This window comes from Rhodococcus sp. IEGM 1351 (genome assembly GCF_030056875.1).
Taxonomy (GTDB): domain Bacteria; phylum Actinomycetota; class Actinomycetes; order Mycobacteriales; family Mycobacteriaceae; genus Rhodococcus_F; species Rhodococcus_F opacus.
In genome coordinates this window covers 138,550-149,075 of the sequence record NZ_JASHKU010000014.1, presented here as the reverse complement: position 1 = coordinate 149,075, position 10,526 = coordinate 138,550, and the positions used below count along the sequence as shown (strand labels likewise).

Annotated in this window: 9 protein-coding genes; 5 read left to right on the top strand and 4 right to left on the bottom strand. The window is 65.1% G+C overall.

Translation table 11 applies throughout. The annotated features are described in order from the left end of the window. Nucleotides 1-67 precede the first annotated feature (67 nt). Genes QM806_RS24195 through QM806_RS24185 form a run of 3 tightly spaced genes read right to left on the bottom strand, consistent with a single transcriptional unit; the run spans nucleotide 68 to nucleotide 2,949 of the window. Nucleotides 68-865, bottom strand: a complete 798-nt coding sequence (locus QM806_RS24195; protein WP_005568884.1) for a maleate cis-trans isomerase family protein — start codon at nucleotides 863-865, stop codon at nucleotides 68-70. A 27-nt stretch (nucleotides 866-892) separates the two neighbouring features. Beyond that, nucleotides 893-1,789 carry a fumarylacetoacetate hydrolase family protein gene (locus QM806_RS24190; protein WP_005568885.1) on the bottom strand — a complete coding sequence of 299 codons (897 nt, stop codon included), beginning with the start codon at nucleotides 1,787-1,789 and terminating at the stop codon, nucleotides 893-895. Nucleotides 1,790-1,836: 47 nt separating this feature from the next. Then, the gene (locus tag QM806_RS24185; protein ID WP_054246337.1) at nucleotides 1,837-2,949 is read right to left on the bottom strand and encodes a cupin domain-containing protein; all 1,113 of its coding nucleotides are present in this window, start codon (nucleotides 2,947-2,949) and stop codon (nucleotides 1,837-1,839) included. A 198-nt stretch (nucleotides 2,950-3,147) separates the two neighbouring features. On the opposite strand from QM806_RS24185, the gene QM806_RS24180 reads away from it, so the two are divergent. The 4 genes from QM806_RS24180 (at nucleotide 3,148) to QM806_RS24165 (ending at nucleotide 8,307) form a co-directional block, all read left to right on the top strand. Continuing rightward, nucleotides 3,148-3,558, top strand: coding sequence for an acyl-CoA thioesterase (locus QM806_RS24180; protein ID WP_005568887.1), 411 nt, complete (start codon nucleotides 3,148-3,150; stop codon nucleotides 3,556-3,558). Further along, nucleotides 3,555-5,987, top strand: a complete 2,433-nt coding sequence (locus QM806_RS24175) for an oxidoreductase (protein WP_283293099.1) — start codon at nucleotides 3,555-3,557, stop codon at nucleotides 5,985-5,987. The genes QM806_RS24180 and QM806_RS24175 overlap by 4 nt, the downstream gene beginning before the upstream one ends. Then, a complete protein-coding gene (locus QM806_RS24170; RefSeq protein WP_005568889.1) occupies nucleotides 5,987-7,021 on the top strand; it encodes a carbon-nitrogen hydrolase family protein in 1,035 nt (344 codons plus the stop codon). Before QM806_RS24175 ends, QM806_RS24170 begins: the two co-directional genes overlap by 1 nt. Nucleotides 7,022-7,098: 77 nt before the next feature. Beyond that, nucleotides 7,099-8,307 carry an AraC family transcriptional regulator gene (locus QM806_RS24165; protein ID WP_240482817.1) on the top strand — a complete coding sequence of 403 codons (1,209 nt, stop codon included), beginning with the start codon at nucleotides 7,099-7,101 and terminating at the stop codon, nucleotides 8,305-8,307. A gap of 216 nt (nucleotides 8,308-8,523) precedes the next feature. On the opposite strand, the gene QM806_RS24160 is transcribed toward QM806_RS24165, so the two are convergent. Further along, complete coding sequence (locus QM806_RS24160; protein ID WP_037206268.1) at nucleotides 8,524-8,784, bottom strand: acyl-CoA-binding protein; 261 nt, start codon at nucleotides 8,782-8,784, stop codon at nucleotides 8,524-8,526. Between the two features lie 277 nt (nucleotides 8,785-9,061). On the opposite strand from QM806_RS24160, the gene QM806_RS24155 reads away from it, so the two are divergent. Next, nucleotides 9,062-10,384 carry a class I SAM-dependent methyltransferase gene (locus QM806_RS24155; protein WP_054246335.1) on the top strand — a complete coding sequence of 441 codons (1,323 nt, stop codon included), beginning with the start codon at nucleotides 9,062-9,064 and terminating at the stop codon, nucleotides 10,382-10,384. The last annotated feature ends 142 nt before the right edge of the window (nucleotides 10,385-10,526 follow it).

Below are 10,526 nucleotides of genomic sequence, written 5' to 3'. Positions count from 1 at the left end.
CTCCGTGTGGGCCCCGGCGGATTGCGTCGAGGCCCACACGGTCACATAGCGCCCAAGGCCGGAAGGATCACGTCGCGGCGATCGGCAGGCTCGGGGTGTAGGGAGCGTGGGCGTATTTTCCGGACAGCAGCGACCCGGCGCCGGGAGCGATCGCGGGCAGATCCAGCGCCCGCATCAGTTGATGCGCGGTGGAGACTGCGGCAGAGATCACCGGCTTGCCGAGTTCGTTCTCGACGATCTCGATCGATTGCAGTGACGGCATCTGGACACAGGCCGAGAGCACGATGACGTCGGCGTCCTGGTAGTCGAGTTGCTTGGCGATACCCACGAGATTGCGCGGATCGTGGGCGGCCACGTCGAGATTGTTCGGAATTTCCAGTGCCCGATAGTCGCCCACGTCGATGCCCTGGTCCTTGATGTACTCGACCACGAGCTTGGTGAGCGGCTTCATGTAGGGCGCCACCAGGGCGATCTTCTTCGCTTCCAGGACCTCGAGGGCCGTCACCAGTGCGCCGGCGCTGGTAACCACGGGTGCCGGGGCGCCGTTATCGAGGGTGATCTGAGCCAGCTTCTGTTCGGAGACGCAGTGGTACCCCTTGCCCATGCTCATGATGGCCACCAAGCAGGCGTAGCCGAGGACATCGACTCTCGCATCGGAGAGTTCGGCGGCGCATCGGGTCGAGTCGGCGTCCATCGCCTCGAGCTCTTCCTTGGTCACCTCCTTCATCCGCATGCGGCTGGAGTGGAAGGTGAATCGCTCGGGGGCGACCGTTTCCCGTGCGCGGAAGAGGGCGGGGATTTCCGTTTCCATCGTCACATTGGAACTCGGCACGATCTGGCCGATGCGGTAGGAGAGGGTGCTCATCGGGCTTCCTTTCTGATCGGACAGGTGTCAGCGAGCATCGATAACCGGGTTGCTCAACGTCCCGATCGATTCGACGGTGCACTCGACCACGTCACCCGGGGTGAGGAACTGCTGGGGCACGAAGCTGGCGCCGACGCCGGCGGGGGAGCCGGTAGCGATCACGTCTCCGGGCTCGAGGGTCATTCCGGAGGTGATGTCCTCGATCAGCTCGGGGATCTTGAACAGCATGTAGCGGCTGTTCGACTTCTGCTTGACTTCGCCGTTCACGCGCAGAGACAGGTCCAGGCCGTGCGGGTCGGTGAGATCGTCCGCGGTGCGGATGACCGGCCCGAAGGGCGCGTAGGAGTCCTGGCCCTTGGAGAAGAACCACTGGCCGCCGCGGCGCTGGTCCCGGGCGCTGATGTCGTTGATGATGCTGTAACCGAAGACGTAGTCGAGGGCGTCGGCTGCCGACACGTTCTTCGCGGTGCGACCAATGACCACGGCCACCTCGCATTCCCAGTCGAGCTGGTTGGTCAGGTTCGCGTTGTGGCGGATCGGCTCGCCGGGGCCGACGACGGCGGTGCCGGGCTTGCTGAACAACACCGGGCGCTGGGGCAGATCCTTGTCGGTGTCGAGGGTCCGAGCCGACTCGGCGACGTGTTCGGTGTAATTGAGGCCGACACCGATGATCTTGCCCGGGCGCAGCGGGGCGTGCACGGTGACATCGGCGATCGGGAGGCTGAACTGCGGGGCCTGGTCACTGGCCACCAGCGCGGTCAGCGCGGCGAGACCCGCACTGCCCTGGTTGATCAGAGTCGACAGATCGGCCGGCACTTCGGCGCCGGTGCTCCGTGCCAGTGCGGTGACGTCGATGACCGTGTCGTCGCGCTGGACGCCGAGCCGGGGGGTGTTGTCACGAGTGGAGAAGGTCAGAAGAATCATGAACGGTCCTTGTTCTGAGGGTTGGTGATAGTGGTGTGCGAGGCGAGTTACTGAATCGGCTGGTGACCGTCGTTCTCCAGGTACGCCTCCTCGCGCCAGAAGGACAACGAGCGCATGACAGGGAAGTCGTTGAAGGAGAACAGGACCGCGTCATCGCTGGTGCTGAGGTTGGCATGCTCGTGCCACGCCCAGGAGGGCACGACGAAGATGTCGCCCTGCTTCCAGTCGAATCGTCGGCCCGCGATGACCGAGTAGCCTTCGCCCTTGGCCACGTTGTAGACGACCGATCCGGTGTGCCGGTGGGCGCGGGTGTGCTGGTCGGCCCGGAGCAACTGGATGTGAGCGCTCAGCGTCGGCATCACCGACCCGCCGGTCCGCGGGTTCGAGTATTCGAGCAGGATTCCGTCGTAGGGCGATCCCTCCGACGCTTTCGCGGCGTTCTGCAAGGCGGCGTAGGTGGGTTCCCAGGGGTAGGCGAATAGCGGCGAGTAGGGCTTGGTCCAACCGTCCTCGAAGCCCACGGGACGAAGTTGGCCCGCGCCATAGGTGAGCAGCGAGGAGTTGACCACCGCGCCCCGCTCTTGGTAATGGTTCGGGTGGACCTCGTAGAACCCGGCGTCGAGGGCATTGACCAGGGGGATGTCGAGTCCGTCCTGCCAGATGACCGGCTCGTCCGAGTCCTCGTTGCCGTGCTCGTGCCAGGTGAAACTGGGTGTGATGGCGAAGTCGCGGGGGCCGACCTTCAGTTTCTGTCCGTCCACCACCGTCCAGGCGCCCTGTCCTTCGACGACGAAGCGCAGTGCGGCCGCCATGTGGCGATGTGCGGTCATCGACTCTCCGGGGCCCATTCCCTGCAGGCCGGTGTACAGCAGGCCGACGGCCGCGGTGACGTCCTTGCGCTCGGGATTGACCAGGGCCACCACCCGTCGACCGGCGTCTTCCGGTTTGACCAGGTCGAGCGAGTCGATGACGAATGGGCGGATGTCCTCATAGCGCCAGAGAATGGGCACGGACGCCGGCTGAGGGAACCACGGTTCGATCTTGTTGGCCACGGTCCATAGCGCCACAGTGTCGCGCTTGCCGAGTTCGTCATAGAACGCTTCCAAGGCTTCGGTGTCCTTGACCCGAGCCCGACCGAGAACGTCGTCACTGAGTGACATGTGTGTTCCTCCCTTTCGTCGGCGACGCATGTGTATGGCATTGGGCGCGTGCGGCCGACCTCACCTGCGTGGATTTCGATCGAACTGCGTAAGCCGTCACCGCCTGCCGCAAAATCGAATATACACCTGCCTTGACGATCGTCACAAGAGCGCTATAAAGTTCGGTCATCGGCTTTGATGAAAGGTGGTCAGTGACAGATGGCGAAAGTGACGATCGAGCGGACGGTGGAGTGGTACGACACCGATGCTGCTGGCCACCAACATCATTCGTGCATCGTGCGATTCGTGGAAGCCGCTGAGGCGGCGCTGCTTCGCGAGCACGATCTGGCGTGGCTGTTCGGGGAGACTCCCCGTGTCCGCCACGAGATCAACTACCGATCGCGGCTGTGGTTCGGCGAAACGGTGACCGTGACCCTCGAGGTTGTTCGCCTGGGTAACACCTCACTCCAGTACGCCTTCGAGGTGCGCGGCAAGGAGGGCGTGGCGGCGGACGGAACCCTCATCGTCGCCCACGCCATCCCGCAGTCGCCGACGTCGACGCCCTGGCCGCAACCCGTAATCGACGCATTCGGCACGATTCGTGCCCAGGAAGCAGTGGTGACCAAGTGACCAGTCAAGAAGCAACAGCGCGTTCTGCACGAGTCGACGCCGGCCTGCCGTCGTTGAAGATCGCGGTGATCGGTGGCGGACCGGGCGGCCTGTATTTCGCCGCGTTGGCCAAGCAACTGGACCCGCGACGGGAGGTCACGGTATTCGAGCGAAACGCCGCCGACATGACCTTCGGCTTCGGAGTCGTGTTCTCGGATGAGACCCTCGACGGAATCACTGCGGCGGATCCGGCGATCTTCGCGGAGATGGAAGCGCAGTTCGCCCGGTGGACCGATATCGACATCCACTACCGGGGTCAGGTGCTGACCTCGGGAGGACACGGGTTCGCGGCTATCGAGCGACGGACCCTGCTCAACATCCTGCAGACGCGGTGCGCACAACTCGGTGTCGACGTGCGATACGAAACCATCGCCCCCGCGGCAGAAGAGCTCGCCCGCACGCACGACCTGGTGGTGGCCGCCGACGGAGTCAATTCGGTCACCCGCAAGGCGCGTCCCGAAGCGTACGGGCCCGACCTCGACGTGCGGAACTGCCGCTACATGTGGCTGGCGACCGACAAGATCTTCGACGCGTTCACCTTTATCGTCGCGGAGACAGCATTCGGGCCGATCCAGGTGCATGCCTATCCGTTCAGCAGTGAACGCAGCACCTTCATCGTCGAGATGAGCGAGAAGACTTGGTGTAACGCGGGATTCGACACCTTCGCCGCCGAGGAGCTGACCGTCGGGCAGAGCGATACGAAAAGCGTCGAGTTGTGCGCCGGTCTGCTCGGCGAGCATCTCGAGGGGCACCAGCTACTGACGAACAATTCCCGTTGGATCCAGTTCTCGACGGTCCGCAACACGTCGTGGCGCGACGGCAACATCGTCCTCCTCGGCGATGCCGCGCACACCGCGCACTTCTCCATCGGCTCGGGAACCAAGCTCGCCATGGAGGACTCCCTCGCTCTCGCAGCGAGCCTGACAGTCGACGACCGGGACGTCGCGCAGGCCCTGCTCCGCTACGAGCAGGAACGGCGACCCGTCGTCGAATCCACGCAACGTGCGGCGCAGGCGAGCCTGGAGTGGTTCGAGTCGATCGAGCACTCCGTCGGGCAGGAACCGCCACAGTTCGGCTTCAACCTGCTCACCCGCAGCCGCCGCGTCACCTACAACAACCTGCGCGACCGCGATCCGGAATACATCGACACCCTCAACGACTGGTACCACCGTGCCCAGCCGGCGGACTCCACCGAACAGCCGCCCCGTCCGATGTTCGAGCCCTATCGGATCGCGAACACGCGGCTGAAGAACCGCATCGTCGCCGCACCCGTGGCCACCTACTCCGCCACGGACGGGATAGTCGGCGACGCGGAACTCGCACGCCTGGCCGGCGCGGCACTCGGCGGCGCCGGCCTGGTGATGACCGGCATGACCGCCGTCAGCGCTGCCGGACGGGTCACACCCGCGTGCGCCGGCCTGTACGCCCCCGAACAAATCTTCGCCTACCGCCGGATCGCCAATCTGGTCCACAACAACACCACCGCGGCCATCGGTGTCCAGCTCAACCATTCCGGACGCAAGGGTGCGACCACCGTTCCCACCGCCGGAACCGTCGGTACCTCCCTCGGTGACAAGGGCTGGGAGACCGTCGGCCCGTCCCCGATCGCTTTCGGTGACCTCCCCGCGCCCCGCGAACTCGACGCTTCCGAGCTGGAGGGCATCGCCGAGGACTTCGCCCGGGCCGCCCGGGCCGCCGACACCGCCGGATTCGATGTCCTCGAAATCCAGGCCGGGCACGGATTCTTGCTCTCGACCTTCCTCTCGCCGCTGACGAACCAGCGCACCGACGACTTCGGTGGAAGCTTGCGTAACCGTCTCCGATTCCCGCTGCAGGTCATAGACGCGGTCCGGGTGGCCTGGCCGAAAGGCAAGGCGCTCCTCGTGCGGATTTCGGCGGTCGACTGGCACCCGGGCGGCACCACCATCGACGACGCCGTCGCCATCGCGCGGGCCTTCGCCGAACACGGAGTCGACGCCATCGACGTCTCCAGCGGTGAGGTCGTGGCCGACGAGCGCCCCGAGTACGGGCGCGGTTACCAGACCCCCTTCGCCGAGCGCATCCGCGCTGACGTGGGCATCACCACCATCGCCGTCGGCGCCATTTCCTCCGACGACGACGCCAACTCGATCCTGCTTGCAGGGCGTGCCGACCTCATCGCGATCGGCCGCGCGCACCTGCACAACCCCGCCTGGACCCTGCACGCCGCCGCTGAGATCGGATACCGCGGAGCTGGTGGACAATGGCCGACTCTCTACGCTGCCGGATCGGCGAAGCCGCCCACAGCCGGACGGGCGCGGCCCCAGTTGGCCTTGTTCGGGGAGACGGAACACGACATCCACCAACGCTGGCGCCCAGGCGCAAGCGCCGTCACCGAGGCGGCACGCTGATGGACACCTTCCCGCGTTTCACCGCGGCCGCCGTGCAGGCCTCCCCGGTGTATCTCGACCCCGACGCCACCGTAGAGAAAGCGGTCGGGCTCATCCACGAGGCCGCCGCGGCCGGCGCCACGCTGATCGCCTTTCCCGAGGTGTTCGTCCCCGGGTACCCGTACTGGAACTGGACGATGAACCCGGTCAAGGGAGGGGAGTGGTTCGAACGGCTGTATCGGGCCGCCATCGACATTCCCGGTCCACATCTGGACACCCTTCGTGCCGCTGCGGCAGCCACCAAGACCACGGTTGTGATCGGTGTCAACGAACGCGGCCGACACAGCCTGGGAGTGCTGTACAACAGTGTCCTCACGATCGGGCCGGACGGCTCCCTGATCGCTGTTCACCGGAAACTGGTACCGACCTGGGCTGAGAAGCTGACCTGGACCAACGGCGACGGGTCGACGCTCCGGGTGCATCAAACCGAAGTCGGTCCGCTCGGCGTCCTCGCGTGTGGGGAGAACACGAACACCCTCGCCCGCTTCGCGCTGCTGGCGCAGGGAGAGCTCGTGCACGTCGCCAACTACATCTCCCTCCCGGTGGCGCCGAAGGACTACGACATGGCCGACGCCATCGCCATTCGGACAGCGGCGCACGCTTTCGAAGGCAAATTGTTCTCCGTCGTCTCGTGCTCGACTGTGTCCGAGGAAATTATCGACATCGTCGCCGGGGACGACGAGGAAGCGGCGCACATGCTACGGCGCGAGCGCAGCGCCCTGTCAGGGATTTTCGGACCCGACGGGCGCCCGGTGTCCGAACCTCTAGTGGACAAGGAAGGGATCGTCTACGGCGAGATCGACTTGGCACGATGCATCGCGCCGAAGCAGATGCACGACATCATCGGTCACTACAATCGCTTCGACATCTTCTCTCTCAACGTCAACACCGCCCCATTGCAGCCCATCACCTTCAACGGGGCGGGAGGACCACCGCCGGAGCCGGAAGGCGCACTGATCGGCCCCTGGCGTGAGGACGAGATCCCGGCGAGATAGACACCCGGCGGCACCCGCCCGCACAGCTCGGATCTGCGGAGGCAGTGGTTCCCAGGGTTAACCCAAGAAATCACGTGATGGCGACGGGTGCCGCACTGGGTAGGTGCCCCGATACCACATGCTTCCCTCCCTGCCTTGCCGTGAGCCGAATCGGCTGTCGTCGGGGTAGTGCAGCTGGGGAAATCGCGCTTCCTGAGAAAACCCAGGCAGGTACGATGGCGTACGTAGAGATTGTGACGATCGTTCTGATGTCGCTATTTCGAACGCGCTGGAAGGCTAGGATGGCGATGGACCCGAGATCAACTGCGGACGGGGCGACTGCGTTGCCCATTGCCCGGTTCGAACAGGTTCACACAATCGATCTGGACGAGGTCAGGTCGGCGGTGGGTTCCGCCTTCTGCCCGCACACGCTCGAACCCATCGGCACCGGTGGCGCCTCGCCCGTCAGGTTTCACTCGGCCACCGCCGGAACTGTCGGTCTGCACTACCTGGATTACGGCACCGGGATGTGCATTCGCCCGAGTGATCTCGACGATTTCTATCTCATTCAGATTCCCCTCTCCGGAGTGGCGGAAATAACTTGGGGTTCAGAAACCTTCGAGTCGACGCCCGCCGTCGCATCGATCCTGCAACCGGGCGGGTCGGTGACCATGCAATGGCACCGAGGGAACCGGCAGCTGATCGTTCGCCTCGATCGCCAGAGCATGGAGAGGCAGTTGCAAGAGGCACTCGGGGCGCCGCTCCGCGAGCCCCTGCGGTTCGACCCCCACATGGAACTGGACCGACCGGGTATCCGATCGTGGCGCGGCATGCTCACGCTCTTGCGTGCCGAGATGGAGAACGGTGGATCTCTCCCTACCGAGCCGATCGTCATGAAAGAGTTCGAACGACTGCTGCTGAGTCAGCTCATCGTGGCCCAACCCCATAACTACACCGAAGTGTTGCAGCGGCCAGTGCCGGTGGCGCCTCGAACTATTCGCCGCGCAGTCGAAATCCTCGAGCACCACGCTGACGAACTGCTCACCGTCGAGGATGTCGCATCTGCCACGGGAATCAGCGTGCGGGCACTTCAAGACGGTTTCAAGAAGTATTTCGGCACCACCCCGATGGGATACCTGCGCGAGGTCCGAATGAAGGCGGTCCGCACGTGGCTCCTCGACGCCGATCCGTCGACGACGACGGTGTCCGATGCGGCTACCAGGTGTGGATTCCTCCATCTCGGACGATTCTCGGTGCAGTACCGCGAAAAGTTCGGCGAGTCGCCCTCGGAAACCCTCCGCCGATGACGGTCGGTCTGTCCTGGACCGCCGACCCGTCTTCGCCCTCTGTGCCTCGAGGTCCCGCCTTGACACGCCCGTCTCGATGCGCGCGCTGCACAGCCTGCCGACGACGTCCTGCGCACCGGGCACGCCCTGCGCGTGCGGGCGCACGTCGGCTTGCGGCGACAAGAATTCGGCTCTCGTATGGGTCGATCGGGCAGCACGGGACCGGAACTTCCGAACTCAGCCCTGCGTGAGCCTGGCTACCAGGTCGACGTAGCCCTGCTTGGCGTCGGCGCTGCTCGTACCCGCCAACTTGGCCCAGGCGTCGTACTTGGCGCGGTTGACCATGTCCAACCGACCGGGCCGCTTGCCCTCGACATCACCCTTCGACCCCTGCTTGAACAGCGCGTACAGCCGCAGTAGCTCATCGTTGGCAGGCCGCGAGGTGAGCTTCTTGACGTTCTCCTGTGCATCGGTAAACGCCTGATCCAGATCCGACATGGGCACCCCTGGCTCTCGGACGGACTCGTCGACGCCATCGTACCGCCGGAGCCGAGGGCGCCTGATCCGTTCGCTCCGAGTTGGCTGTGCGTCATCGCGGTCGGCGCGTGAAGCCGAGCGGCGTTCAGAGGCAGGGTTATGCCGAGCGGGAATCGGTGTGAAGGTGTGCGGCAACGGGGGTTTCATCGATATGGTCGACGAGGTGGGTTTGCGGGACGTTGGTGCGGGTCGACAGTCCTGTGCGCTGGTCGGACCCCGAACTTCGACGGAGGTGTGTATGACGGTCGCTGACACGGTGGCGCCGCTGGTTCGTGCGGTGGTGGGTGCGCAGGTCCCGGTGGGGATCAGGTGTTGGGACGGTAGTCGCAGTGGGCCTTCGGACGCGCCGTGGCAGGTGCACATCGTCAATCGGCGTGGTCTGCGGCGGTTGCTGTGGGCGCCCAACGATCTCGGTTTCGCTCGGGCCTACGTGTCCGGCGACATCGACATCGAGGGAGACCTGCTGGCCGGGCTGGACGTATTGGAGCAGGTGTCGGACCCGAGCAGGGGTCCCGGTGTGCGGATCGACAAGCAAACGAAGAAGGCACTGGCGACAGCGGCGCTGCGTCTGGGGATCATCGGCCTGCCACCGAAGCCGCCGGCGGAGGAGATGAAACCGGCGCGCGGGCACCGGCACGACAAGGATCGTGACGCCGCCGCGATCAGCCACCACTACGACGTCGGTAACGGCTTCTATCGACTGGTGCTCGGTGAGTCGATGACCTACTCGTGCGCATATTGGGCGGAGCCGAGCGCTGATCTGGACGCGGCCCAGTACGCCAAATGTGATCTGGTGGCCCGCAAACTCGGCCTGACCGCGGGGATGCGGGTCCTCGACGTCGGCTGCGGGTGGGGGACCTTCGCGCTGCACGCGGCACGCAACTACGGCGTGCACGTCGTCGGTGTCACCCTGTCCCACGAGCAGGCGGAGTACGCCGGCAAACGGATGGTCGACGCGGGTGTGGGGGACTTGGTGCAGATCCGAGTCCAGGACTACCGCGACGTCACAGACGGTCCCTACGACGCGATCTCGAGCATCGGCATGGCCGAGCACGTCGGTGCCGCGATGCTGGCGACCTACGCCGCGGACCTGTTCGCGCTGCTGCGCCCGCGGGGGCGGTTGCTCAACCACGCGATCTCGCGACGACCAGGCAAACCCGCTGCCAAGTTCTCCAAAACGTCCTTCATCGATCGCTATGTGTTCCCCGACGGAGAAATCGAACCGATCGCACCGATGATCGAGGCGCTCGAAGGGGCCGGGTTCGAGGTGCGCGACGTCGAGTCCCTGCGCGAGCACTACGCGCTGACCCTGCGGGCCTGGGTGGGGAACCTGGAGGCGAACTGGGACGAAGCGGTGTCCCACAGCAGCGCCGGGCGGGCACGGGTATGGCGGCTGTACATGGCCGGCGCGGCGTTGGCTTTTGCGGCGAATCGGTTCGGGATCAACCAGGTTCTGGCAGTCAAATCCTCCGAACGGGGTGACAGCGGCATGCCCGGCACCCGCGCCGAACTCTTGCAGTCATCCGCACCGATAGCATCTTGGCCGGGTCGCGAACAGTGAAAACCGTCGGGAAGTAGACAATTCAACCGACGACGGCCGACACTCAGATTGTTCGGTATGAGCGCGCCTCACCGGATCCTTCGACTTCTCGATCCACCGGACTGCCAAGGTATCGAGTGATCGATTCGCAGCCGACGTCGAC